Annotated in this window: 22 protein-coding genes and 1 tRNA gene; 12 read left to right on the top strand and 11 right to left on the bottom strand. The window is 69.1% G+C overall.

The genetic code is table 11. From position 1 onward, the window contains the following. Positions 1-61: 61 nt before the first annotated feature. The 3 genes from AC1MFI_RS07045 to AC1MFI_RS07055 all read left to right on the top strand — a co-directional run bounded on the left by AC1MFI_RS07045 (position 62) and on the right by AC1MFI_RS07055 (position 5,381). Positions 62-2,197 (top strand): bifunctional copper resistance protein CopD/cytochrome c oxidase assembly protein, encoded by a 2,136-nt coding sequence (locus tag AC1MFI_RS07045; RefSeq protein WP_479820394.1) that lies wholly within the window; start codon positions 62-64, stop codon positions 2,195-2,197. Continuing rightward, positions 2,194-4,176: an NHL domain-containing thioredoxin family protein gene (locus AC1MFI_RS07050; RefSeq protein WP_479820395.1), complete on the top strand. Its 1,983-nt coding sequence runs from the start codon at positions 2,194-2,196 to the stop codon at positions 4,174-4,176. The genes AC1MFI_RS07045 and AC1MFI_RS07050 overlap by 4 nt, the downstream gene beginning before the upstream one ends. A 113-nt stretch (positions 4,177-4,289) precedes the next feature. Beyond that, positions 4,290-5,381 (top strand): SDR family oxidoreductase, encoded by a 1,092-nt coding sequence (locus AC1MFI_RS07055; protein WP_479820396.1) that lies wholly within the window; start codon positions 4,290-4,292, stop codon positions 5,379-5,381. Here AC1MFI_RS07055 and AC1MFI_RS07060 read toward each other — a convergent pair. The 10 genes from AC1MFI_RS07060 to AC1MFI_RS07105 form a co-directional block, all read right to left on the bottom strand. Next, entirely contained in the window at positions 5,378-6,364 is a 987-nt protein-coding gene (locus AC1MFI_RS07060; RefSeq protein ID WP_479820397.1) for a hypothetical protein, read from the bottom strand. The genes AC1MFI_RS07055 and AC1MFI_RS07060 overlap by 4 nt on opposite strands. Before the next feature lie 26 nt (positions 6,365-6,390). Next, entirely contained in the window at positions 6,391-6,771 is a 381-nt protein-coding gene (locus AC1MFI_RS07065; RefSeq protein ID WP_479820398.1) for a hypothetical protein, read from the bottom strand. Positions 6,772-6,963: 192 nt separating this feature from the next. After that, positions 6,964-8,328, bottom strand: a complete 1,365-nt coding sequence (locus AC1MFI_RS07070) for an ABC transporter ATP-binding protein (protein ID WP_479820399.1) — start codon at positions 8,326-8,328, stop codon at positions 6,964-6,966. A 31-nt stretch (positions 8,329-8,359) separates the two neighbouring features. Continuing rightward, entirely contained in the window at positions 8,360-9,208 is an 849-nt protein-coding gene (locus AC1MFI_RS07075) for a carbohydrate ABC transporter permease (protein WP_479820400.1), read from the bottom strand. Next, positions 9,208-10,221 carry a carbohydrate ABC transporter permease gene (locus tag AC1MFI_RS07080; RefSeq protein WP_479820401.1) on the bottom strand — a complete coding sequence of 338 codons (1,014 nt, stop codon included), beginning with the start codon at positions 10,219-10,221 and terminating at the stop codon, positions 9,208-9,210. Before AC1MFI_RS07080 ends, AC1MFI_RS07075 begins: the two co-directional genes overlap by 1 nt. Continuing rightward, positions 10,218-11,537 carry an extracellular solute-binding protein gene (locus tag AC1MFI_RS07085; RefSeq protein WP_479820402.1) on the bottom strand — a complete coding sequence of 440 codons (1,320 nt, stop codon included), beginning with the start codon at positions 11,535-11,537 and terminating at the stop codon, positions 10,218-10,220. Before AC1MFI_RS07085 ends, AC1MFI_RS07080 begins: the two co-directional genes overlap by 4 nt. Positions 11,538-11,726: 189 nt before the next feature. Further along, positions 11,727-12,158, bottom strand: coding sequence for an aspartate 1-decarboxylase (gene panD, locus AC1MFI_RS07090; RefSeq protein WP_479820403.1), 432 nt, complete (start codon positions 12,156-12,158; stop codon positions 11,727-11,729). A gap of 100 nt (positions 12,159-12,258) precedes the next feature. Beyond that, positions 12,259-12,329, bottom strand: a tRNA-Gly gene (locus AC1MFI_RS07095). Between the two features lie 25 nt (positions 12,330-12,354). Beyond that, complete coding sequence (locus AC1MFI_RS07100; protein WP_479820404.1) at positions 12,355-12,804, bottom strand: protealysin inhibitor emfourin; 450 nt, start codon at positions 12,802-12,804, stop codon at positions 12,355-12,357. Beyond that, positions 12,801-13,850, bottom strand: coding sequence for a M4 family metallopeptidase (locus tag AC1MFI_RS07105; protein WP_479820405.1), 1,050 nt, complete (start codon positions 13,848-13,850; stop codon positions 12,801-12,803). The genes AC1MFI_RS07100 and AC1MFI_RS07105 overlap by 4 nt, the downstream gene beginning before the upstream one ends. A gap of 69 nt (positions 13,851-13,919) precedes the next feature. On the opposite strand from AC1MFI_RS07105, the gene kynA reads away from it, so the two are divergent. Next, positions 13,920-14,774: a tryptophan 2,3-dioxygenase gene (gene kynA, locus AC1MFI_RS07110; RefSeq protein WP_479820406.1), complete on the top strand. Its 855-nt coding sequence runs from the start codon at positions 13,920-13,922 to the stop codon at positions 14,772-14,774. A gap of 32 nt (positions 14,775-14,806) precedes the next feature. Beyond that, entirely contained in the window at positions 14,807-15,382 is a 576-nt protein-coding gene (dcd, locus tag AC1MFI_RS07115; RefSeq protein WP_400482082.1) for a dCTP deaminase, read from the top strand. Between the two features lie 30 nt (positions 15,383-15,412). Here dcd and AC1MFI_RS07120 read toward each other — a convergent pair whose 3' ends face one another. After that, complete coding sequence (locus AC1MFI_RS07120; RefSeq protein ID WP_479820407.1) at positions 15,413-16,801, bottom strand: MFS transporter; 1,389 nt, start codon at positions 16,799-16,801, stop codon at positions 15,413-15,415. Positions 16,802-16,955: 154 nt separating this feature from the next. On the opposite strand from AC1MFI_RS07120, the gene AC1MFI_RS07125 reads away from it, so the two are divergent. From AC1MFI_RS07125 to AC1MFI_RS07155, 7 genes are all read left to right on the top strand, one after another. After that, positions 16,956-19,952, top strand: coding sequence for a Na+/H+ antiporter subunit A (locus AC1MFI_RS07125; RefSeq protein WP_479820408.1), 2,997 nt, complete (start codon positions 16,956-16,958; stop codon positions 19,950-19,952). Beyond that, positions 19,949-20,458: a Na(+)/H(+) antiporter subunit C gene (locus tag AC1MFI_RS07130; RefSeq protein WP_479820409.1), complete on the top strand. Its 510-nt coding sequence runs from the start codon at positions 19,949-19,951 to the stop codon at positions 20,456-20,458. Before AC1MFI_RS07125 ends, AC1MFI_RS07130 begins: the two co-directional genes overlap by 4 nt. Next, positions 20,455-22,065: a Na+/H+ antiporter subunit D gene (locus AC1MFI_RS07135; RefSeq protein WP_479820410.1), complete on the top strand. Its 1,611-nt coding sequence runs from the start codon at positions 20,455-20,457 to the stop codon at positions 22,063-22,065. The genes AC1MFI_RS07130 and AC1MFI_RS07135 overlap by 4 nt, the downstream gene beginning before the upstream one ends. Further along, the gene (locus tag AC1MFI_RS07140) at positions 22,062-22,610 is read left to right on the top strand and encodes a Na+/H+ antiporter subunit E (RefSeq protein WP_479820411.1); all 549 of its coding nucleotides are present in this window, start codon (positions 22,062-22,064) and stop codon (positions 22,608-22,610) included. Before AC1MFI_RS07135 ends, AC1MFI_RS07140 begins: the two co-directional genes overlap by 4 nt. Beyond that, positions 22,607-22,864 (top strand): MrpF/PhaF family protein, encoded by a 258-nt coding sequence (locus AC1MFI_RS07145; RefSeq protein ID WP_479820412.1) that lies wholly within the window; start codon positions 22,607-22,609, stop codon positions 22,862-22,864. Before AC1MFI_RS07140 ends, AC1MFI_RS07145 begins: the two co-directional genes overlap by 4 nt. 4 nt (positions 22,865-22,868) lie before the next feature. Continuing rightward, complete coding sequence (mnhG, locus tag AC1MFI_RS07150) at positions 22,869-23,321, top strand: monovalent cation/H(+) antiporter subunit G (protein WP_479820413.1); 453 nt, start codon at positions 22,869-22,871, stop codon at positions 23,319-23,321. 127 nt (positions 23,322-23,448) lie between these two features. After that, on the top strand, positions 23,449-23,829 hold the full coding sequence (locus tag AC1MFI_RS07155) for a response regulator transcription factor (protein WP_479820414.1): 381 nt from the start codon (positions 23,449-23,451) through the stop codon (positions 23,827-23,829). Positions 23,830-23,890: the final 61 nt, after the last annotated feature.

A 23,890-nucleotide genomic window follows, 5' to 3' on the forward strand; every position in this document is an offset into this window, starting at 1 on the left:
CCGCGCGCGGGAGCGGCCGCGGAATTGGCCCTATTTCTACTCCGGGTAGAGAATGGTGTATGTGTCGACTACTGCGAAGCAACCGCGTGAGGCGCTCACGCGTGCCGCGCCGGAGCGTGCCATCGGGGTCGGCTGGCTGATCGCCGCCGGCGTCGTCGTCTTCGCCGCCCTCGTCATCGCCCTGTTCTACTCGGGTGCCGCAGCAGCGAGGCAGCTCGGCGATCCGGGCGCCCTGACGCGGTGGGGCCTGCCCGTCGCGAAGGTGCTCAACAACACGGCAGCTGCCGCGACGATCGGGGCCCTCGTCTTCGCGGTCGTCATGCTGCCCCGGAAGGTCGGCGGCAACGGCAGGAAGCCGAAGGAGTCGGCCGCGGAGCACCCTGCCTTCACGCGTGTGCTCCTCCTCGCCTCGGTCTCGGCGGTCGCGTGGACGCTCGGGGCACTGGGCGTCATGGTGTTCACGTATTCGGACGCGGCGGGGCTGCCGCTGAGCACCGATCCCACCTACACGCAGGGGCTCGCCGCCTTCCTGACGGACTTCTCCACGGGGCGCGCCTGGCTGGTGACCTCGATCGTCTCCGCCGTGCTGGCCACGATCCTCTTCGGCGTCCGGTCCCAGACCGGCCTGGCGCTGTCCATGGTGCTCGCACTCCTGAACCTGCTGCCCATGGCGCTGATCGGGCACTCGGCCAGTGGGGACGACCACAACGCAGCGGTCAACTCCATCGCGCTGCACCTCGTCGGCGTCTGCCTCTGGGTGGGCGGCATCATCTCCCTCGCCGTCGTCGGCGGCGCACTGGGCCGGGACGCCCTCCCGGTCCTCAAGCGCTTCTCCGCGCTCGCGGGTTTCGCCTTCCTCCTCGTGGTGGGCTCGGGCGTCGTGAACGCCAGCCTCCGGATCACCGATCTCGCGCAGCTGAGCTCCCAGTGGGGGCTCCTCGTCACATTCAAGACCATCGCCACGCTGCTGCTGGGCGGCATCGGGTGGATGCACCGGCAGTGGATCATCCCGCAGCTCGAGGCGCCCGCCGGTACCGCGGCCTCCAAGCTGTCCGCCCGCCGGGTGCTGTGGCAGCTCATCACCGTCGAGCTCGTTCTCATGGGCGCCGTGTCCGGAGTGGCCGGAGCCCTCGGCCGGACAGCACCACCGCGCGCCGAGGAGCTGCCCACGGAGGCCGGCCCGGCGCGGATCCTGACGGGGTACGATCTCCCGCCCGAGCCCACCGCGGCCCGCTGGCTGACCGAGTGGCGGCCCGACTGGCTGTGGATCACCGTCGCCCTGACCTTCGGCGTCGCCTACGTCCTCGGCATGGCCAAGCTGCACCGCCGCGGAGATTCGTGGTCGCCGGTGAGGCTCATCAGCTGGCTCGTGGGTCTGGCGCTCCTGACCTACTTCACCTCCGGCGCGCCGGCCATCTACGGCATGGTCCTCTTCAGCGCCCACATGGTGGACCACATGGCGCTGACCATGGTGGTACCGCTCTTCCTCGTCCTCGGCGCGCCCGTCACCCTGGCGCTGAAGGCTCTCGGCGCACGGCGCGACGGCACCCGCGGCCTGCGGGAGTGGATCCTCGTGATCGTGCACTCGTGGCCGTCGCGGATCATCACCCATCCGCTGTTCGCCGCTGGCAACTTCGTGGCCTCGATCATCGTCTTCTACTACTCGCCGCTCTTCGGCTTCGCCCTCCGCGAGCACGTGGGCCATGAGCTGATGATCACCCACTTCCTCATCACCGGCTACATCTTCGTGCTCTCGATGATCGGTTCCGATCCCGTTCCGCTGCGAGCCCCGTACCCGATGCGGATCCTGCTCCTCTTCGCGACCATGGCCTTCCACGCCTTCTTCGGCGTCACGCTCATGGGATCGACGTCGCTGCTCGAGGCCTCCTGGTTCGGCAACATGGGCCGGAACTGGGGTGCCTCCGCCCTGGCCGACCAGCAGGTGGGCGGTGCGGTCACGTGGGGGGTCGGTGAACTGCCGACGCTCCTGCTCGCGATCGGCGTGGCCGTCATGTGGTCCCGTTCGGATGCGCGCGAGACGAAGCGCAAGGACCGCGCGGCGGACAGGAATAACGACGCCGACCTCGCCGCTTACAACAACATGTTCGCCGACCTCGCCGCGCGCGATGCCGGCCCCCGCGGTCCTGGGCAGCAGGGCACGGCGCGGGTGACCACCACAGCAGGAGACGATGAATGACCGAGACCACCGTGCGCACCGGCTACCGCGTGCGCGGCTCAGCCCTGACCGGCCGTAACTGGCTCAACACCGGCGGTAGGCAGCTGCAGCTCGAGGACCTCCGCGGGAAGATCGTGATCCTCGACTTCTGGACGTTCTGCTGCATCAACTGCCTGCATGTGCTCGATGAGCTCCGGCCCCTCGAGGAGCAGTACTCGGACGTCCTGGTCACCGTGGGCGTGCACTCGCCGAAGTTCGAGCACGAGGCCGACCCGGTGGCCCTCGCCGCCGCCGTCGAGCGGTACGACATCCACCACCCCGTCCTCGACGACCCCGAGCTGACCACCTGGCAGGCCTACACGGCGCGTGCGTGGCCCACGCTCGTGGTGATCGACCCCGAGGGGTACATCGTGGCGCACCTCTCCGGTGAGGGCCACGCCGCCGGTCTCACCTCGCTCGTCGAGGAGCTCGTGGCCGAGCACGAGGCCAAGGGAACGCTGCACCGTGGGGATGGCCCCTACGTCCCGGCGACAAGCACCGCGGGGGACCTGAAGTTCCCCGGCAAGCTCCTCGCGCTGCCCGCCACCGGCACCTTCCTCGCCGGTGACACCGGGCACCACAGGCTCGTGGAACTCGAAGCGGACCTCGTCACCGTGCGGCGGACCATCGGCTCCGGTCGGAAGGGCTTCCGTGACGGAAGCGCCGGCGAGGCCGAATTCAACGAGCCCCAGGGCGTCGCGCTGCTGCCGGCCGGGCTGGCCGCGGAGGTCGGGTACGACGTCGTCGTCGCCGACTCCGTGAACCACCGCCTGCGTGGAGTGGACCTGGCCACAGGGGACGTGCGCACACTCGCGGGCAACGGCACCCAGCGACTGCTCGACGCCGGCAACCACACCAAGACCGGGCGGCAGGAGAACTCCCACGAGGTCGACGCCCCCAGCGAGACGCCGCGCCTCACCGAGACGCAGCTCGGCACCGATGCCCTGAACATCTCGCTGTCCTCGCCGTGGGACGTGCTGTATTCGTCGGTGCTGGAGCGTGTGGTCATCGCCATGGCCGGCACGCACCAGATCTTCAGCTACGACCCCCGCACGCACGCCGTCGAGGTCCTCGCCGGGACGGGGCTCGAGGGGCTGCTCGACGGCGACGCCTCTGCGGCCTGGTTCGCCCAGTCCTCCGGCCTCGCCGAGGACTCCAACGGCACCATCTGGATCGCCGACTCCGAGACGTCCTCGGTGCGCCTCCTGTCCTTCGTCGAGGTGAACGGACGCAGCGCGGTCCAGGTCCGCACGGCGGTGGGGACCGGACTGTTCGACTTCGGCTTCCGCGACGGCGATGCCGAGCAGGCACGCCTGCAGCATCCGCTGGGCGTCACGGCACTGCCCGACGGTTCGATCGCCATCGCGGACACCTACAACGGCGCTGTCCGCCGGTACGATCCCGCGACCCGCCAGGTGTCGACCCTGCTCCGTGGTCTCTCCGAGCCGTCGGACGTCCTCGTGGACATGACGCCCGTGGCGGACGGCGGTGATCCGCTGCTCATCGTGGTCGAGACGAACCGGCACCAGCTGGTCCGGGTGCCGCTGCCCAAGGAGGCGCTCGCCGTGGACGAGGGAGCATCACAGACCCAGCGCCCGAAGACGCCGATGTCGGCCGGGCCCGTGGCTCTCACGGTGCGCTTCACCGCCCCGAAGGGCCAGAAGCTCGACGACCGCTGGGGCGATCCCACGCAGCTCAAGATCAGTGCCTCGCCGGAGTCCCTCCTCGTCTCGGGCGGCGGCACGTCCACGGGACTGACGCGTGAGCTCGTCCTCTCACCCGATGCGGGCGACGGGGTCCTGCACATCACGGCGCGTGCGGCGTCCTGCGACGGCGAGCCGGGTGGGGAGATCCCCGACCACGCGGCATGCCACCTCTACCAGCAGGACTGGGGCATCCCGGTCTCGATCTCGGCCGGCGGGGACACCACCCTGACCCTGGATCTGCGCGGACTCGACTGACGTCGTCCAGACGGCAGGAAGGGCATCGGCTTCGGCCGGTGCCCTTCCTGCGTCGCAGGGGGACTGGACGGCACCGCAGGAATATCCGCCCGCCGGGCGGACTTGTCGCCGGTATGACGACCGAGCAACGGACACCAGGCAATGGCGCGCGCACCGCACTCGTGGTGGGAGCCACGGGCATCGCGGGATCAGCACTCGTCGACGAACTCACCGCCGAGGGATGGCCGGTGCTGGCCCTGTCCCGCCGGGCCGGCGCAGAGCGGGCCGGCGTACGCTGGCTGTCGGCGGACCTGACCTCGGCCGAGTCGCTGGCAGCGGTTCTCGCACCGGAACAGCCGACGCACGTCTTCTTCACCGCCTGGTCCCGGCGCGAGACGGAGGAGGAGAACATCGAGGTCAACGCGGGGATGCTCCGTGACCTCCTGGCCGCCCTCCGCGGGAAGCCGGTGGCCCACGCAGCCCTCATGACGGGGCTCAAGCACTACCTCGGCCCGTTCGAGGCCTATGCCGCCGGCGAGATGCCCGACACCCCCTTCCACGAGGAGGAGCCGCGCCTACCCGCGCGCAACTTCTACTACGCGCAGGAGGACGAGCTGTTCGCCGCGGCGGCGGAGCAGGGCTTCACCTGGTCGGTGCACCGCGCGCACACGGTGATCGGCCATGCCGTGGGCAACGCCATGAACATGGGCCTCACGCTCGCCACCCAGGCGGTACTGTGCAGGGAAGCGGGCGAGCCCTTCGTCTTCCCCGGCTCCGAGACACAGTGGAACGGGCTGACCGACATGACCGACGCCGGGCTCCTCGCCCAGCACATGCTGTGGGCCGCCACGACACCCGCTGCCGCGAACGAAGCCTTCAACATCGTCAACGGGGACGTCTTCCGGTGGCGCTGGATGTGGCCGCAGCTCGCCGCATACTTCGGCGTCGAGTGGGAAGGCTACAGCGGGGCCCCCCGTCCGCTCGAGCAGGCCATGGCCGGGCGGCAGGAGCAGTGGCGGGAGCTCGCCCGGCGGCACGGGCTCGCTGAACCGGACCTGGACCGGATGGCGTCCTGGTGGCATACGGACGGTGATCTCGGACGCGGTATCGAGGTGGTGACCGACATGGGCAAGAGCCGGGTCGCGGGTTTCACCGGATACCGGCGGACCGTCGACGCGTTCACCTCGCTCTTCGAGCGGTACCGCGCCGACAACCTCATTCCCTAGTAGCGCACCACGGGCGTGACAGTGACGGCGTCCTCGCCCACCTGCAGGTCGGCCCCGAACTCGAAGGGCACGGTCTCCGAGACCTCCCGGACCGCGCCGGAGAACAGGTCCCGCAACCGGGTCTCGATGCGCGCGGATCCCCGGAGCGGTGCCAGGAGCCACTGGCCGTCGCCGGGCGTGATGGACACCGACGGGTATTCCTCGACGGACCAGGTGATGTCGCCGGCGAGCCGCTCGTTCGTCGGGTAGGTGAAGGGGCAGTCTGCGGGCTGGAAGACGGTCTGCTCCGCACACGCATCCAGGAAGGCATGCAACTGGTCCGTCACCGCCTGCGTGAGTTCCGGCGTCGCCTCCGTGGCGAGGGCCAGCGGAGGCGGGGTAGCCTCCCGGTTCGTGACCGCCGCGCGCCGTTCGGGAGCGGAGAAGTACGTCCCCTCGTGCTGCGCGGTGATCGCGGTCGGGTAGAAGGTGGCCAGGGCTGCCGAGCCGCCGGGCAGCCCCACCGGGACGCCGTTCACCGTGGCCTCGAGGCCGTTGAGCACCGATACCTCGACGAGCGGCAGCACGGTCCGCTCGAACCGCCAGACATTGAAGAAGCCCCACTCCGTACCCGTGCGCTCGAGGGGGAAGACCGTCGTCGTCTCGGCCCCGTCGAGCGTGTAGGTCACCGGTACCTCCACGCGGTCCGCTCCTGCCTCCCGGGCATCCCCGACGTCGACGTCCTCGAGGGACGCGCTCGCCCGGCGTAGGGCGTCGCCATCGAGCAGGGCGGGATTCGCGCCCTCCGGCACGGACGCGTTGAGGAGGCCGAGGGCCTTGCCCCCGTCGCCGTCGTGCAGGGCGTCGAGGTACAGACCCACCTGGTGCTCGGGGCCGTAGAGCCGTGCGTTCAGGACGGACACGGTCACGATGAAGCCCGCGCCGACCAGCATGAGGCCGAGCAGCCAGGCTGCCAGAACCTTCACTACCGGGGTGGTGTGCACCCATCAACGGTACCGAATGTGTCCCGTCAGGCGGGAAGGAAGCCCAGCAGGGCCCCGACGACGGCGCACGCGAGCCCGACGAGGGCGACGACCCGGGTGCCCCGATACGGTTCCTCGAGGGACCATTGGGTGGGGTTGCGGGCGTGGAAGTAGATCGGGACGTCCGTGCCCGGCGGCGGAGGAACCACGGGGCCGCGCTGCCGCCGTCGGATGCCGCTGGACCACAGCGCCTCGATGATGCGGTACCGGTGATCGTGCCAGCGGAGGTACGGGTGGCCCTTGTGCTCGAAGGCGACGGCCTGCGTCCCGGTCCACGAGCCGTACACCAGCCGGATGAGGAGCGCAGCAAGGAGCAGTCCCACGCCCAACGCCATGAGGGTGGAACTCAGGATCTCGATCACGACCATCGGCCGGCGCCCACCAGGATCACTCCGCGCCGGACGGCCGGCCGCTCGGGGACGCACCCGAGCGGCCGACCGTCCGGGGAGCGCCGTCATGTTCGACCATAGGGCCAGAGTACACAGCAGGGCCGGCGCCCCCTCCGGGGTGCCGGCCCTGCCGGTCGGACGCTGTCGGAGCGGCCGACGGAATGCGGTGGGTCAGCCGGCGTGCTTCCCGCCCGCCGCCGTCGCGCCGCCCGAACGGCCGGCCCCGGCATCGACCGTGGCAGCGGAGGCGTGCCCGGACGTCCCGTTGCTGGGACCGTTGCCGTGACCGTGGCCGTCCGCCTGCTGGGCGGTGGCGATCTCCTCGGCACGCTCCTCCGCGGCCTCACGCGTCAGTTGGGCGCCCGCCTCGGCGTCCCGCGTCAGGTTCTCGCCGCTCTCGGCGTCGAACAGGTGGAGCTTGCGGGTGTCGAGCCAGATCTCCGCCTCGCGTCCACCGCGGATGCGGCTCGCGGCATCCAGGGTGACGACCACCTGCGGGCGCAGTTCGTCGGCGTCCATGTCGCGCGCAAGGCTGTCGAGCAGTTCCCTCATCTCGGGAGCAGGATCGAAGTTGATGTACCCGTACTGCTCGTTGCCCAGCCACTCGGTATGGGTCAGCGTGGCGGTGAAGGTGGATCCGTTGGCCTTCTTGTGTTCCTCCACGAGTTTGGCGTCCTCGAAGAACTCGGGGCGCACACCCACCAGGACGACCTTCTTTCCCGCAGCCTTCTGCGCCTTGTCCTGCGGGATCTCGAGGTCCCCGATCGCGGTCTTCAGGGTGGTGCCCTCGAGGGTGGCCGGCAGGAAGTTCATCGATGGCGAGCCGATGAAGCCCGCGACGAACAGATTCACGGGCTGCTCGTACAACTCGCGCGGCGAGGCGATCTGCTGGAGCTCGCCCTTCTTCAGCACCGCCACCCGGTCGCCGAGGGTCATGGCTTCGGTCTGGTCGTGGGTCACGTAGACCGAGGTGACGCCGAGGCGGCGCTGCATCTGGGAGATCTCGGAGCGCATCTGCCCCCGCAGCTTGGCGTCGAGGTTGGAGAGCGGCTCGTCGAAGAGGAACGCGTCGGCCTGGCGCACGATCGCGCGGCCCATCGCGACTCGCTGGCGCTGGCCACCGGAGAGGTTGGCCGGCTTGCGCTGCAGATGGTCCGTGAGCTCCAGGGTGGCGGCGGCCTCGGTGACGAGCTTGTCCACCTGCGCCTCCGAGTGCTTGCCCTTGGCCAGGCGCAGGGGGAAGGCGATGTTCTCGTACACCGTGAGGTGCGGGTACAGCGCGTAGTTCTGGAACACCATCGCCAGGTTGCGGTCGCGGGGCGCCTTGTCGTTCACGCGCTGGCCGTTGATGAGGAGGTCGCCGTCGGTGATGTCCTCGAGGCCCACGATCATGCGCAGCAGGGTGGACTTCCCGCAGCCCGAGGGGCCGACCAGGATGATGAACTCGCCGTCGGCGATGTCGATGCTGACGTCGTTGACGGCGGGGAAACCGTCGCCGTACTTCTTGACCAGGTGATTGAGGGTGATGGAAGCCATGGTGCGAAATCCTTTACTTGAACCGGGGGCGTTAGCCCTTGACGGCGCCGGAGGTCAGGCCCGAGACGATCTGGCGTTGGAAGAGCAGGACCAGGAGGACGATCGGGATGGTGACGATGATCGCCGCCGCCGAGATGGCTCCTGTCGGTGCCTCGAACTGCGAGGCACCCGTGAAGAACGCGAGCGCGGCGGGCACGGGCCGCGCCGCTTCCGTCGACGTCAGCGAGATGCCGTACACGAAGTCGTTCCATGCGATGAAGAAGGCGATGATCGCCGTCGTGAAGACGCCGGGTGCGGCCAGGGGGACGATCGCCTTGCGGAAGGCCTGCCACGTGGTGGCGCCATCGACCTGCGCCGCCTGCTCCAGTTCCCACGGGATCTGCCGGAAGAACGCGGCGAGGGTCCAGATGGAGATGGGGAGGGTGAGCGACAGGTACGGGATGATCAGGCCGAGCCACGTGTCGTACAGGCCGATGGTGCGCCACAGGTTGAACAGGGGGGTCACGATCGAGATGACCGGGAAGATCGAGACCGCCAGTGCCGTGGTGAGCACCAGCTTCTTGCCCGGGAAGTCCAGCCTCGCGATCGCGTAGGCGCACAGCGTGGCCAGCACGACGGCGATGAACGTCGCGATCAGGGAGATCCCGATCGAGTTGCGCAGCGCCGAGAGGAAGAGTCCCTGCGCGTCACCCACCAGGATCTGCTCGTAGTTGCTGGTGGTGGCCTTGCCCGACGACGGGAGGAACTTGCCGCTCGTCAGGTCACTGGGTGTCTTGAAGGACGTGGCGAGGATCGAGAGGACGGGGAACAGTGCGTAGATCAGGACGAGGACCGTCACGATGGCCCAGAGGACCTTGCCCCTGGTGCTGGTGTTCGTCATTACTTGCCTCCCTGGGTTCCGGCGAGATCGACCTTGAACAGCTTGATGGCCACGAAGCAGATCAGCAGGACGCACAGGAACAGGAGGACGGAGACGGCGGAACCGAGTCCGATCTCGAGCCTGCTGATCGATTGCCGGTAGGCGAGCAGTGACAGCACCTCGGTGCCGTAGGCCCCGTTGGTCATGATGAACACGTTGTCGAAGATGCGGAAGGCATCCAGCGCCCGGAACAGCACGGCCACCATGATGGCCGCCTTCATGTTCGGGATGATGACCTTGCGCATCTGCTCCCACCAGGTGGCGCCGTCGACCTTCGCCGCCTCGCTGAGTTCGTCGGGGACCTGCGCGAGCCCGGCGAGCAGGAGCAGCGAGATGAACGGCGTGGTCTTCCAGATCTCCGAGGCCATGATCACGAACAGGGCCGTGCCACCCTGCGCGAACCAGTTGAGGTTCTCGTCGATACCGGGGAGCCAGGCGAACCAGCTGTTGATGTAGCCGGAGTTGATGTCGAACGCGTAGAACCAGGCGAACGCGGACACGACGGTGATGATGCCGTACGGGACGAGGATCGCCGTGCGCAGCAGGCCCCGGACGGACTTCAGGGCCTTGTGCATCACCAGGGCGAGGGCGAACCCGAGGACGAGTTCGACGACGACCGTGACGACGGTGATCAGCACGGTGGTCCACAGACCCGACCACCAGACGGGATCCGAGAGGATCACGGCGTAGTTCCCGAGGCCGATGAACTCGCGCTCGTCCGGCGCCGTGAGACGGAACCGGAACAGTGACTCGAAGATGGCCTGCAGGATCGGGTACAGCGTGACGAGCAGCATGATCACGAACGCCGGGCCGGCGAGCATCCAGCCCAGCCGCCGCTCCGCTCGTACGCGGTCGCTGTACTGAGCCTGCGGTTTTCTGGTCTTGCCGTTGCCCTTGGCGGTGTCGCGCTCGAGGCGCGGACCGGGCTCGGTGGGCGACGCCGTCGTCGCCTTGGCGGGAATGGCGGAGGTCACAGGAGTTGCTCCCCTCGAAGGACCGATGTGATGAAGTCGCTCGAGGACCCCGGCGTGCTGTCCGGGTCGACGGCGGCGGGAGGCGCCCAGCGTTGCTGGATGCCGGTGGAGACCTCGTTGTAGAACGGGGTCTGCGGACGGGGTGCCGCGACCTGGAGCGAATCCCGGATGGTCTCGGCCATCGGGAAGGACTCCTCGATGCGTGGATCTTCATAGGCCTCGGTATTGGCGGGCGGGTTGCCGTTCGTGACGAAGTACTCCGACTGGTTCTCGACGGAGACGATGCACTCGATGGCCTCGTACGCCAGCTCAGGGTTGTCGCTCTCGGCACCGACGCCGAGGTTGATGCCCCCGAGCGGTGGTGCCGACTCCTGGTCGGCCGACATCCGCGGGTAGATGCCCCAGCCGATGTCGTCGAGGACGGCCTGGTCCAGCGTGCCGTCCTCGACGGCGGCGACGGTGGCGGGGTAGACGAACGGCCAGTTCACCATGAAGGAGCCCGAGTCGCCCTGGAAGCCGATGAGGGACGCGTTCTCGTCCTGCGTGGGGAGCCCCGGACCGCCCAGCCCGTCCTTGCCGATCGTGGAGATCACCTCGGCGGCGGCGAGCCCGGCGTCGGAGTCCAGGCCGAGTTCGATCTCCTCCGCCGTGGCTTCGGGGTCGACGATGATCGAGCCACCCGCCGACTCGATCAGCGCGTTGAGCCAGACCGTCATGGACTCGGCCTGGGCGCCCTGCACCCCGAGCGTCTTGTCCTGGCTCTGCGCCACCTCCATCACCTGGTCCCAGGTGATGGGCTGCGTCGCGTCGATACCGGCGGCTTCCACCACCGATTTCCGGTACCAGAGGATCTGCGTGTTGGCCCAGAACGGCACGGTGACGAGCTCGTCCTTCCAGGTCGCGCCGGCGATGGCGCCCTCGACGACGTTCTCCGTCGTGGCCTGGGCGACGTCGTCCGGCACCGGGGCGAGGAAGCCGGGCTCCGCGAGCTCGGGGATGAAGGGCGGATCGAGGCTCATGATGTCGAGCGACGAATCACCCGCTGCCAGGCGGCGTGCGAGTTGCTCGCGCTGCGATGCGGCATCACTCGGCAGGAGCGAGGTCTCGATGCGGTAGCGGCCGCCCGACTCGTCACTGCACTTCTTGGCGATGTCCGCCTGGCCGCCGGCGTCCGGGTTGATGTACCAGGTCAGCGCGTTGTCCGCCTGCGCGGGACCGCATCCGCTCATGACCAGCGTGCCCATCACCAGGCCGGCCAGGACGGTGGCCTTCGGGCGGCTCTTTCCTGCACTGCGTGTTCTTCGACTAGTCGGCATTCGTACCGAGCCTCCACATCCTTGTAGACAGCCCGGCTGACGGTTCGCTGGAATCGACAGCCTAAGCAAGCTTGCTTTTCGACCCTATGCCTTGGGGGCCCAAATCGCTAGGCAGGGTGCTTGCTATTCGGCAGCGGGTGCAGGATATGCGGAAAGGGTACGGACAGGTACCCGTGACCCGGGAAGTGCTCAGGCCGGAACGGCGGAGTTGTCGAGGGCGAAGGGCGGACGCTCGACGTCGCCGGTCACCGCTTCGGCGGGGTCGGAACCGAGTTCGACGATCCGGTTGGCGGCGTCCACGTGGACCACGGTGGGAACGAAGGCCCGCGCCTCCTCCGTGGTCATCTGCGCGTAGGTGATCAGGATGACCAGATCGCCACGCTGGACGAGGTGGGCGGCGGCACCGTTGATGCCGATCACGCCCGAGCCGCGCTCGCCGGCGATGGTATAGGTCTCGAGCCGCGCGCCGTTGGTGATGTCGACGATCGAGACCAGTTCTCCGGGGAGGATGTCCGCGGCGTCGAGCAGGTCGAGGTCAACGGTCACGGAACCCACGTAGTGCAGGTTGGCATGGGTGACCGTGGCACGGTGGATCTTCGACTTGAACATTGTGCGATTCATCGCCTCAAGGATACTGCCGAAGGCGCACCGGGAGACCGGTGGGAGAGGTGTCCTTGGGCACACCCCGGGGTGCCGGGGGCCTTCGCCGGAGGACGAGAAGAGCGGGCGACGGGAATCGAACCCGCGTATCGAGCTTGGGAAGCTAGCGCTCTACCATTGAGCTACGCCCGCACGGTGGTGGAACCGCTCCATCACCTTACAACAGTTCTTGCGGCTTCCCCGGATCGGTGTCGGGGTGGCCCGCGTCCGTGGCTCCGGGTCCTCCCGGAGCGGGCGCCGACTGGGAGTCCCCGGCACCGGGAGCCGGGGGAGTCCCGGGTACCGGAGGCGCTGCGCGCGCCCGCTCGATCAGTTCCCGCCACGGGTCCTCGAGGCGGCTCTCGGGGACGTGCACCTCCGTGTAGCCGATGGCGATCCGGTAGGTGAAGCGATCGCGCTGCGCCGCGGTGGCCGATGCGTCCGCCGCCCCGTCCGAGGAAACCCCGCCCGGGGACGTGACGCCAGGTGGTGCCCCGGACCCGGTGCTCCCCGCTTCGGCTTCCGCGAGCGGAAGCCACCGCTGCTCGGCTTCCGTCCGGCTGACCTCGAGGGTCCAGGTCCGGGTGAGTCCGGCGAAGCCACCGGAGCGGGTGATCTCGATCTTCACGGCAGCACGCCGACCTGCGCCCATGCCTCCGCGACGGCGCCCGGCTCCCGGCTGCCGTCACCGAACCGTTTGCGCGCCGCGCTGATCGTGGCGTTCGCGAAGGTCGGGAAATCGCAGTCGGGCGGGATGCTGCCGCTGAGGACGGCGTCGTACCAGATGCGTCCCACGCCCTTCCAGGCGGGGCCGCCGAGTGCGGTGGCCGCGCGGTAGAACGCGTGGTTCGGGATGCCGGAGTTGATGTGGACGCCGCCGTTGTCCGATTCCGTCTCGACGTAGTCCGTCATGGTGGCAGGCTGTGGATCCTTGCCGAGGACGTCGTCGTCGTAGGCCGTGCCCGGCGCCCTGAGTGAGCGCAGCGCCGCTCCCTCCACCTGGTCCGTGAAGATGCCGGCGCCCACGAGCCACGATGCCGACCCCGCGTCCTGGCCGAGTTCCCGCTGCTCCACGAGCACGCCGAGCACGTCCGAGAGTGATTCGTTGAGCGCGCCCGACTGTCCCTGGTACTCGAGGTTGGTGGAGTACTGCGTGAAGCCGTGGGTGAGCTCATGGCTGATCACCGTGAGGGATGCGGTGAAGCGCCCGAAGATCTCGCCGTCGCCGTCCCCGAAGACCATGCGGGCGCCGTCCCAGAAGGCGTTGTCGTAGTTGGCGCCGTAGTGGACCGTGGCCTCGAGGGGCTTGCCGGCGCCGTCGATGGACGAGCGGCCGTATTCCTCGCTGAACAGCCGGTAGGTGGAGCCGAGTCCGTCGTAAGCCTCGTCCGCCGCCGTGTCCCCGGTCGCGGGGGCGCCTTCCGCCCGCACGAGGTCCCCGGGGAGCTCCTCCCGGCTGCCGGCGTCGTAGATGCGCCGTGTCAGCGTCCCGACGACGGCTGAACCCCGCTGGACGGGCGCCCTGAGTGCCCGGGAGCGGACCTGGTGGACCGGGCCGAGTTCCAGCAGCGCGTGGCGAGCGGCTTCGGCCGCGGCGGAGAGCTGCGGATCGCGAAGGGCGGCCAGGCGGGCGAGAAGGTGCGGTGGGACGATGCTGCAGTGGATGCGCTGCATGGGAGCCTCCTTGGATTGGTCCCAACCTAGACCCGGGGCCCGACATTCCGGCGGACGTAGGCTTGCCGCATGAGTGGAGAGCGGAACACCCGCAGGCTGGAGCAGGGGATCGAGCGCGATTTCTCCGACAGGATGAGCTACGGCGCCTACCTCGAGCTGGACAGGCTCCTCGACGCCCAGCACCCCGCCAGCTCCCCGGAACACCACGACGAGATGCTGTTCATCATCCAGCACCAGACCTCCGAGCTGTGGCTGAAGCTCGTGCTGCACGAGCTGCGCGCCGTGCGGGTGCACCTGCGGGCCGACGACCTGCGGGCCGCGATGAAGGGTATTGCCCGGATCAAGCACATCCAGCGCTCGCTGACCGAGCAGTGGTCGGTGCTGGCGACGCTCACGCCGTCCGAGTATGCGGAGTTCCGGGGCGACCTCGGCTCCGCGAGCGGGTTCCAGTCCTACCAGTACCGCGCCGTCGAGTTCCTGCTGGGCAACAAGAACGCCGCCATGATCGAGGTCTTCGAGTCCGACCCGGCAGCCCGCGCCCTGCTCTCGGACCTCCTGGCGCAGAGCAGCGTGTACGACGAGTTCATCGCCCTGCTCGCGCGGCGTGGCTACGCGGTCCCGGAGGACCTGCTCCGCCGCGATGTGAGCGTCGCCCACGAGTTCGACCCCGCACTGGTCGCCGTCTACAAGCAGGTCTACGAGGACGCGGCAGGCCACTGGGACGTCTACGAGGCGTGCGAGGAGCTCGTGGACCTCGAGGACAACTTCCAGCTCTGGCGGTTCCGGCACCTGAAGACCGTGGCGCGGACCATCGGATTCAAGGCGGGGACGGGCGGCTCGTCCGGCGTCGGCTTCCTCCAGCGGGCGCTGGAGCTCACGTTCTTCCCCGAACTGTTCGCGGTGCGTACCGAGATCGGGCGCTGAGGAGGCTACGCGGGGGCTGGTAGTTTTGGACGGTGCTGATCTCAGACCGTGATATCCGAGCAGAACTCGCCGCCCAGCGGATCGTCCTCGAACCGCACGATCCGGCGATGGTGCAGCCCTCCAGCGTCGACGTCCGGATCGACCGCTACTTCCGGCTCTTCGACAACCACAAGTACGCGCACATCGACCCCGCGGAGGACCAGCCGGACCTCACGCGCCTCGTCGAGGTGGCGCCGGATGAGCCGTTCATCCTGCACCCGGGCGAGTTCGTCCTCGGGTCGACCTACGAGACGGTCACGCTGCCCGACGACATCGCCGCGCGCCTCGAGGGCAAGTCCTCGCTGGGCCGCCTCGGACTGCTGACCCACTCCACCGCGGGGTTCATCGATCCCGGGTTCTCCGGCCACGTGACCCTCGAGCTGTCCAACATGGCGACGCTGCCGATCAAGCTGTGGCCCGGCTCGAAGATCGGGCAGCTGTGCTTCTTCAAGCTGACGTCCCCCGCCGAACACCCCTACGGCTCGGGTGAGTACGGCAACCGCTACCAGGGACAGCGGGGCCCGACGGCGTCGCGCAGCCATCTGAACTTCCACCGTACGGACATCTGACCGCCTGCCCGGACTGGCCGGGGACGGCGCTCAGGCCTCGGGTACCACGGCGCGCCCGACCCGTGCGGGCGACTTGACCGGCAGCAGCACGAGAAGACCGGCCAGCAGGACGACGAGGATCCCGATGACGCCGTAGAGCTGGGAGCCGAAGATCCCGATGCACAGGGCGAAGAGGGTGGGAGCGAGGAAGCTCACCGCGCGGCCCGTGGTCGCATACAGCCCGAACAGTTCGGCCTCGTCGCCCACCGGCGCGATGCGCGCGAGGTAGGCTCGCGACGACGCCTGGGCCGGTCCGACGAACAGTGTCAGCAGCAGGCCGAAGACCCAGAACGTGGTGTCCGAGGTCCATTGCATGCCGAAGAAGGAATGTGTCTCCGTGCCGAGCAGGAGAATCGTGGTCCCGGCCACCAGCAGTCCCACCAGGGCACCGATGATCACGCGCTTCGGGCCGATGCGGTCGTCGAGGAACCCGCCGATGACGGCGCCGATCGCGGCGATCACATTGGCGGCGATCGCGAAGACGATCACCAGGCTCGCGGAGAAGCCGAAGGCGCCGGCGGCGAGGATGCCGCCGAAGGTGAACACCGCGGCGAGGCCGTCCCGGAAGATGGCGCTCGCCAGCAGGAAGTAGATCGTGTGCGGGCTCGCGCGGTAGATGGCCTTCACCCGGCGTACCAGCAGACCGTAGGAGGCCACGAGGCCCAGGTGCGCGGCCGCGGCCCTGCGCGGGACCTCGGGCACCGTGATCATCACGGGCAGCGCGAACGCCGCGAACCACAGGGCGGAGAAGACGGCCACGAGACGGATGTTCAGTCCTTCGTCGCTCGAGGCGCCCGCCCAGTCGACGACCGGCTGGATGAACACCACGAGCACCACCACGAGTGCGACGATGCCGCCCACGTATCCCATCGCCCAGCCGAAGCCGCTGACGCGGCCGATGGTCGACGGCGTCGAGATCTGGGTCAGCATCGCGTTGTAGTTCACGCCGGCGAACTCGAAGAAGATATTGGCGGCCGCGATCAGTGCGACACCGAGGATCAGCATCTCCGGGCTGGGGAGGACGAAGAAGCACAGGGCCGTCAGCACGGTGACGATCAGGGTGTTGACGCCGAGCCAGAGCTTGCGGCGTCCCCCGCGGTCGGATCGCTGGCCCGTGACGGGAGCGAGGAGGGCGATCAGCAGACCGGCGACGGCGAGGCCCCAGCCGAGCACCTGCGAGGCCCGTTCCTCACCGCCGAAGGACTCCGAGGTGAGGTACACCGTGAACACGAAGGTGGTCATGACCGCATTGAAGGCGGCCGAGCCCCAGTCCCACGAGGCCCATGCCAGGACGGGCTTGCTGAAGATGCGGCCGGAGCCCGCGGCAGGAAGGGGTGCAGGGGCATCCGTCGGCGGCGGAAGCTGCTGGTGCGTACTCATAGGGTGAATGCTAGCTCCGTATGATCCCCGTCACGCCGCGAGCGCCCGCGGCGCGCTGTGCAGGTGATCGGCCCGCTCCGGGCAGGGCCGGCCGTCTTTCCTTCGGTAGACTGGACGGAGCCCGACCGACCCCCAGCGGAAGATCGAGACTCCCATGCCCACCGTGCTGATCGCGATGTTCGCGCTCGCACTCGGAGCGCCCATTCTCTTTTCCCGGCTCGGCAGATCGGCATTCTTCGTCCTCGCGGCGGCGCCTGCTGCCGGCTTCGTCTGGCTCATGGTCCGACTGCCGCAGGTCCTCGCCGCCGAGCAGGGCGCTCCGAACGGCCGGGCCGACGCACCGCCGTCGGTCACGGTTCCGTGGATCCCCAGCCTTCAGCTCGAGTTCGCCTTCCGGCTCGACGCCCTCGCCGCCGTCCTGTGCATCCTGATCCTCGGCGTCGGCGCCCTGGTGCTCTTCTACTGTGCGCGCTACTTCAAGAGCGACGATCCCGACGTCGGCGCCTTCGGCGCGCAGCTGCTCGCCTTCGCCGCGGCGATGTTCGGGCTGGTGACGGCCAATGACCTGATCCTCATGTTCATCTTCTGGGAACTGACCACGATCCTGTCCTACCTGCTCATCGGCTACTCGCGCCACCGGCTCTCGGCGCGACGCTCCGCCCTGCAGGCGCTCATCATCACGACCTTCGGCGGGCTGGCGATGCTCGTGGGCCTGGTGATGCTCGGACAGGAAGCGGGGACCTACCGCATCTCCGAGATCCTCGCCGGAGCGGACGCGCTGGCGGCACGCGGCACGCTGGTCGACGTCGCGATCGGGCTGGTGCTGGTCGGGGCCATCACCAAGTCGGCGCTCGTCCCCTTCCATTTCTGGCTGCCCGGCGCCATGGCGGCACCCACCCCCGTCAGCGCCTACCTGCACGCCGCGGCCATGGTGAAGGCCGGGGTGTTCCTCGTGGCGCGCTTCGCCCCCGGGTTCGGAGAGACGGCGTTCTGGCACCCGGTGATCTTCGTCCTCGGCATGGCGACCATGCTGCTCGGCGGGTGGCGCGCCCTGCGGCAGTTCGACCTGAAGCTCGTCCTGGCCTACGGGACGGTGAGCCAGCTCGGTTTCCTGACCATGGTGGTGGGACTCGGCGGGCCGGACGGCGCGGTGGCAGGCCTGGGACTGCTGCTCGCCCACGGCTTCTTCAAGGCGACGCTGTTCCTGGTGGTAGGTATCATCGACCACCAGTCGGGCACCCGCGACCTGCGGGTCCTGTCCGGAGTCGGAGCCACCTCGCCCGCCCTGTTCGCCGTCGCCCTCGTGGCGGCCGGATCCATGGCAGGGGTTCCGCCCCTGCTCGGGTTCGTCGCCAAGGAGTCGGTCTTCGAGGCCTTCGTGCACCGCGCCGAGGACGGCACGGCCGGCACGCTCCTCCTCGGCGGGATCGTGATCGGCTCCATCCTCACCTTCGCCTACAGCGCCCGGTTCGTCTGGGGCGCCTTCGCGCTGAAGCACGGCAGGCCGCAGACGCCGTTCAGGCGTGTCCGGACGTCCTTCCTGCTGGCACCCGCGCTGCTCGCCGTCGCATCCCTGGCCCTCGGCGTCTGGCCCGCACCGCTCGACGCCGCCGTCGCGCCCTACGCGACACTCTTCCCGTCCGCCGACCCCGCACCGCACCTCGCCCTGTGGCACGGCTTCGGCCTCCCGCTCCTGCTGTCGGCGCTCACCATCGCGGCGGGCGTCGCCCTGTACCTGCTGCGTGCGCGCATCGAACGGCTGCAGGGGCGCCTTCCCGCCGTCAGGGAAGCGGAGGCGGTGTACCGCTCCGCCATCGGTGTGCTCGACGACGTCGCGGTGTGGGTCACGGGCCGCACCCAGCGCGGTTCGCTGGCCTTCTACCTGTTCGTCATCCTGTCCACCGCGATCATCACGCCCCTGACGGCGCTCATCATCTTCGATGCGCCGCTTCCCTCCCGGTTCACGATCGCGGAATCGCCGGCGCAGGTCGTGGCGGCGATCGTCATCCTGGGGGGCATCCTCGCCGCACTGCGCTCCAACAAGCGGTTCATGGCCGTCCTCATGGTGGGCATCACCGGCTACGGCATGGCGGTCGTCTACGCGCTGCACGGAGCACCGGACCTCGCGCTGACGCAGATGCTCGTCGAGACGATCGTGCTCGTGGCCTTCGTCCTCGCGCTGCGCTCCCTGCCCGCGCGGCTGTGGAACCGCGCCGAGAGCCGGCACCGGCTGCTGCGTGCCACCCTCGGTGTCGCGTTCGGCGGCGTCATGGCCGTCATCGCGATGTCGGCCATGGCGTCGAGGACCGCCGCTCCCATCTCCCTGGCGTATCCGCAGCTGGCCTACGAGGACGGCGGCGGCGCCAACACGGTCAACGTCCTGCTCGTGGACATCCGCGCCTGGGACACCTTCGGTGAGATCACCGTGCTCGCGATCGCGGCCACGGGCATCGCCAGCCTCATCTTCATCCGCGGACGCGGCGACAAGCGGCACCGGGCCGACGGCGTCGCGGACGGGTCCGTGGACCGCGGGCAGGAACCCCTGGACGCCGGCGGCAGGTCACGCGCCGCGCGACTCCTCGCCGCACGCTTCGCCGACGTTCCGCGGGATCCCTGGCTCGTGGCCGGGCGGACCCTGGCGCCCGAGCGTCGTTCGATCATCTTCGAGGTGATCACCCGCCTGCTCTTCCACACCGTCATCGTGCTCTCCATCTACCTCCTGGTCGCCGGCCACAACCTCCCCGGCGGCGGTTTCGCGGGAGGCCTGACGGCGGGCCTCGCGCTCGCCGTCCGCTACCTCGCGGGCGGGCGCTTCGAACTCGCCGAGGCCAGTCCGGTCAGTGCCGGAACGCTCCTGGGGATCGGCCTCGCGATCGTCTCCCTGACCGCCGCGGCCCCACTCCTCGTCGGCGGGGCCGTCCTCGAGAGCTACGTCCTCGAGTTCTGGCTGCCGGTCTTCGGCGACGTGAAGTTCGTGACGTCCACCATCTTCGACATCGGTGTGTACATCATCGTCGTCGGCCTCGTCCTCGACGTGCTCCGGAGCCTCGGGTCGGAGATCGACGAGCGCAGCGAGGCGGACGGGCCGGTCGTCGAGGACGCCGGACCCGACGCGCTCGTCCCGCCCGCCACCGAAGGAGTCCGGCCGTGACGGTCAACATCACGCTCATCGTGCTCATGGCGGCACTGTTCGCAGCAGGGATATACCTGCTGCTCGAACGCAGCCTGACACGCGTGCTGCTCGGACTGATCCTCATGGGCAACGGGGCGAACATCCTGATGCTCGCCATGAGCGGGGGTGGAGGGAAGTCTCCCCTCTACGCCTCGGGGACACCGCCGGAGGACTACAGCGACAGCCTCCCGCAGGCCCTGATCCTGACCGCGATCGTCATCACGTTCGCCGTCACCGCCTTCATGCTCGGCATCATCTACAGGTCCTGGGTGCTGGGCCGGGAGGACGACGTCCAGGACGACCCGGAGGACCGGCGCGTGGCGGACCAGGACAGCTACGACTACGAGGACGACGCCGATATCGCCGCGGACACCACCGAGTTCTCCGACGCCGACACGGAAGGCCGTGTAGGCCCCCACGACGACGACGACGACGACGACGACGGCCGCCGTGCCGGTGCCGGCAGGGTGGGGGAGGCGCGATGATCGCCGCCGACCTCGCGCCGCTCGCCGTCGTCCTGCCGTTCCTGGGCGCTGCCGCCACCTTCATCCTGATCCGGCACGCGCGGGCGCAGCGCGCCGTGAGCATCACGACGCTCGGCGTGACCCTGCTCATCGAAGTGGTGATGCTCCTCGCCGCACCGTCGACCGGGACGTACGCCGTGAGGCTCGGCGGCTGGGAGCCGCCGTTCGGCATCGTGCTCGTGGTGGACCAGTTCTCAGCGCTCATGCTCGTGGTCTCCTCCGCCGTGAGTCTCGCGGTGCTGGTCTACGCCGCGGGCCAGGGCATGGCGGACGGCGACGAGGACGGCCCCGTGTCGATCTTCCACCCGACCTACCTGATCCTCGTGGCCGGGGTGTCCAACGCGTTCCTCACGGGGGACCTCTTCAACCTGTACGTGGGCTTCGAGATCCTCCTGACGGCGAGCTACGTCCTCATGACCCTCGGCGGCACGGCGCCGCGCATCCGGGCGGGCGTGACGTACGTCGTCGTGAGCGTGGTCTCCTCGATGCTGTTCCTCATCGCCATCGCGATGATCTACGGGGCGACCGGCACCATCACCATGGCGGACCTCGCGGTGAAGCTCGAGACGGTCGACCCGGCCACGCAGATGGTGCTGCACCTGATGCTGCTCGTGGCGTTCGGCATCAAGGCCGCCGTCTTCCCGCTGTCCTTCTGGCTGCCCGACTCCTACCCGACCGCGCCCGCGCCGGTCACCGCGGTGTTCGCGGGCCTGCTGACCAAGGTGGGCGTCTACGCCATGGTGCGCGTCGAGACGCTGCTCTTCCCGGGCGACCGGATCAACTCCCTCCTCATGGTGGTCGCGCTGCTCACGATGATCGTCGGGATCCTCGGCGCCCTGGCGCAGGCTGACATCAAGAGACTCCTGTCCTTCACGCTGGTGAGCCATATCGGGTACATGGTCTTCGGGCTGGCCGTCTCCACGCGGATAGGCCTCGGCGCCGCGGTCTACTACGTGGCCCACCACATCACCGTCCAGACCAGCCTCTTCCTCGTCACGGGACTGATCGAGCGCCGCGGCGGGACGGCGAACGTGGACCGGCTCGGGGGGCTGGCGAAACTGTCCCCGCTCCTCGGCATCCTCTTCTTCCTCCCGGCCATGAACCTCGCGGGCATCCCGCCGTTCTCGGGATTCCTCGGGAAGCTCGGACTCATCCAGGCGGGTGTCGCGCTCGGGACCCCGCTGGCGTACGTCCTGGTGGCCGGGGGAGTCCTCACCAGCCTGTTGACGCTCCTGGTGATGGCCCGCGTCTGGAACCGCGCTTTCTGGCGCAGCCCTGCCGACGCCGAGAATCCCGATCCCATCCTGCTCGCCAGCAAGGCCGACGGCTCCAGCGTGGGGACATCACGCCACGTGACCGGCGAGGACTCGGGGCGGTTCGCAGGCAAGGACCCGGTGACGCTGATGCCCGGCACCATGACAGGCCCGACCATCGGCCTCGTGGCGCTCGGGCTCGCCCTCACGGTCCTCGCCGGGCCGCTCTTCGCACTCAGCGACGGTGCGGCGCAGGAGATGCTGGACCGCACTCCGTACATCGAGGCCGTCCTCGGAGCGGGGGCGGACGAATGAGCCGGCAGCGCATCCCCCTCATCACCGAACTCCCGCTCGTCATCTGGCTCGTCCTCGTCTGGGGCGCCCTGTGGCAGGACTTCGGTGGGGGCAACCTCGTGTTCGGAGCGATCATCTCGTACGCCGTCGTGAACTTCTTCTACCTGCCTCCCGTCGAACTGACGGGCCGCTTCAACGTGCTCTGGCTCGTCCCGTTCATCGGCCGGTTCCTCCTCCAGCTGGTGACGGCCAGCCTGCAGGTGTTCTGGCTCGCCGTGAGCAAGGGTCCGGCCCTCCGGAACGCGGTCGTCGCGGTGGAGCTGCGCAGCTCCTCGGACTTCCTGGTCACGGCGACGGGCCATGCGATCTCCCTCATCCCCGGTTCGCTCGTCCTCGAGGTGGACCGCTCCTCGTCGACGCTCTACCTCCACTGCCTCAACGTGGCGTCCGCGGCGGATGCCGATGCGGTCCGCCGTGACGTCCGCGCAACCGAGGCCTGGCTGATCCGGGTGATGGGGAGCAGGGCCGACCTCGCGGCCCTCCGGGTCGAGGAGGGGTCGCGATGACGGCCGTTACATATGTAGTCGGGGGAATACTCTCCGTCGCAGTACTCCTGGCGCTGTACCGCGCGGTGCGGGGACCGTCCATCCTCGACCGCGTCCTGGCCCTCGACGTCGTCCTCGCCATCATCGGCGCCGCGCTCGTGCTGAACATGATCGTGAACCGGCACCTCGACAACCTGATCCTCCTCGTCGCGGTGTCGCTCATCGGCTTCATCGGCTCGGTCACCGTTGCCCGCTTCGTCACGGACAGGAAGTAACGCCATGATCGACGACGTCATCGTGTCTGTCCTCCTGGTCGGCGGGGCGCTCATGTCACTCGCCGCCGGGATCGGCCTCGTGAGGTTCCCCGACCTGCTCTCGCGCATGCACGCGGCAACCAAACCGCAGGTCCTCGGGCTCCTGCTCTTCCTCCTGGCGCTCGCGGTGGAGACCGGGAGCTGGCCGCTCGTGCCCCTGCTGGTCCTGTGCTGGGTCTTCCAGCTGCTCACGAGCCCCGTGTCCGCGCACATGGTGGGCCGTGCGGGCTACCGGACGCGCCATCTGCGGCGTGACCTGCTCACGCTCGACGAACTGGACGACGTCGTGGAGCGGGCCGTGGACGGCGGGGTGGCGGGCCCCCGGGAGCAGCCGCCGCCGCGCGCGGCCACGGGAAGCGCGGGCGGTACCGGCAGCACCGGTATCGCCGGCTCGGGGACCTCCGCCCCCGGTCGCTGACGCCGATGCTTCCCTGTCCGACGCGGGGCCGTGGACGGAACCGAGAGCGCCGCGGTGGTCGGCGCCGGCAGCGAACGGTAAGGTTACTGCTGATCAGGGGACGGACACTTTGGGACTCAAGGCACACATGGATGGGCTGCGGCGCGACGCGGTGGTGATCGAGGACGACGCCGACATCCGCCAGTTGCTCAGCATCGTCCTGTCCTCGCGCGGCTTCACCGTGCACGAGGCCATCACGGGCAGCGAGGGACGTCGGCTCGTGGGCACGGTGGACCCCCGGCTCGTCACGCTGGACCTCAACCTCCCGGACATGGACGGCATCGATCTCTGTGCACAGCTCAGGGCGGGCTCCGACGCGCACATCCTCACCATTTCGGCCCGACCTCCGCAGCTCACCGCGGAGCAGTGCCTGGTGGCCGGGTCGGACCACTTCATCCCCAAGCCCTTCAGTCCGAGGATGCTGGGTTCCTACCTCGACGACGTCTTCCCGCGCGTGGGAGTGGCCTAGCCCGCCGGCGTGTCCATCCGCGCACCCAAGACCGGGGCCGGCCGGAACGCGTCCGTTCCGG

This window comes from Arthrobacter sp. BC5 (assembly GCF_056680255.1).

Coding starts and splice junctions, on each gene's coding strand:
- AC1MFI_RS07050 (WP_479820395.1), top strand. CDS start 2,194: ATGACCGAGACCACCGTGCGCACCGGCTACCGCGTGCGCGGCTCAGCC.
- AC1MFI_RS07055 (WP_479820396.1), top strand. CDS start 4,290: ATGACGACCGAGCAACGGACACCAGGCAATGGCGCGCGCACCGCACTC.
- AC1MFI_RS07065 (WP_479820398.1), bottom strand. CDS start 6,771: ATGGTCGTGATCGAGATCCTGAGTTCCACCCTCATGGCGTTGGGCGTG.
- AC1MFI_RS07070 (WP_479820399.1), bottom strand. CDS start 8,328: ATGGCTTCCATCACCCTCAATCACCTGGTCAAGAAGTACGGCGACGGT.
- AC1MFI_RS07075 (WP_479820400.1), bottom strand. CDS start 9,208: ATGACGAACACCAGCACCAGGGGCAAGGTCCTCTGGGCCATCGTGACG.
- AC1MFI_RS07085 (WP_479820402.1), bottom strand. CDS start 11,537: ATGCCGACTAGTCGAAGAACACGCAGTGCAGGAAAGAGCCGCCCGAAG.
- panD (WP_479820403.1), bottom strand. CDS start 12,158: ATGAATCGCACAATGTTCAAGTCGAAGATCCACCGTGCCACGGTCACC.
- AC1MFI_RS07105 (WP_479820405.1), bottom strand. CDS start 13,850: ATGCAGCGCATCCACTGCAGCATCGTCCCACCGCACCTTCTCGCCCGC.
- kynA (WP_479820406.1), top strand. CDS start 13,920: ATGAGTGGAGAGCGGAACACCCGCAGGCTGGAGCAGGGGATCGAGCGC.
- AC1MFI_RS07120 (WP_479820407.1), bottom strand. CDS start 16,801: ATGAGTACGCACCAGCAGCTTCCGCCGCCGACGGATGCCCCTGCACCC.
- AC1MFI_RS07125 (WP_479820408.1), top strand. CDS start 16,956: ATGCCCACCGTGCTGATCGCGATGTTCGCGCTCGCACTCGGAGCGCCC.
- AC1MFI_RS07135 (WP_479820410.1), top strand. CDS start 20,455: ATGATCGCCGCCGACCTCGCGCCGCTCGCCGTCGTCCTGCCGTTCCTG.
- AC1MFI_RS07140 (WP_479820411.1), top strand. CDS start 22,062: ATGAGCCGGCAGCGCATCCCCCTCATCACCGAACTCCCGCTCGTCATC.
- AC1MFI_RS07145 (WP_479820412.1), top strand. CDS start 22,607: ATGACGGCCGTTACATATGTAGTCGGGGGAATACTCTCCGTCGCAGTA.
- mnhG (WP_479820413.1), top strand. CDS start 22,869: ATGATCGACGACGTCATCGTGTCTGTCCTCCTGGTCGGCGGGGCGCTC.
- AC1MFI_RS07155 (WP_479820414.1), top strand. CDS start 23,449: ATGGATGGGCTGCGGCGCGACGCGGTGGTGATCGAGGACGACGCCGAC.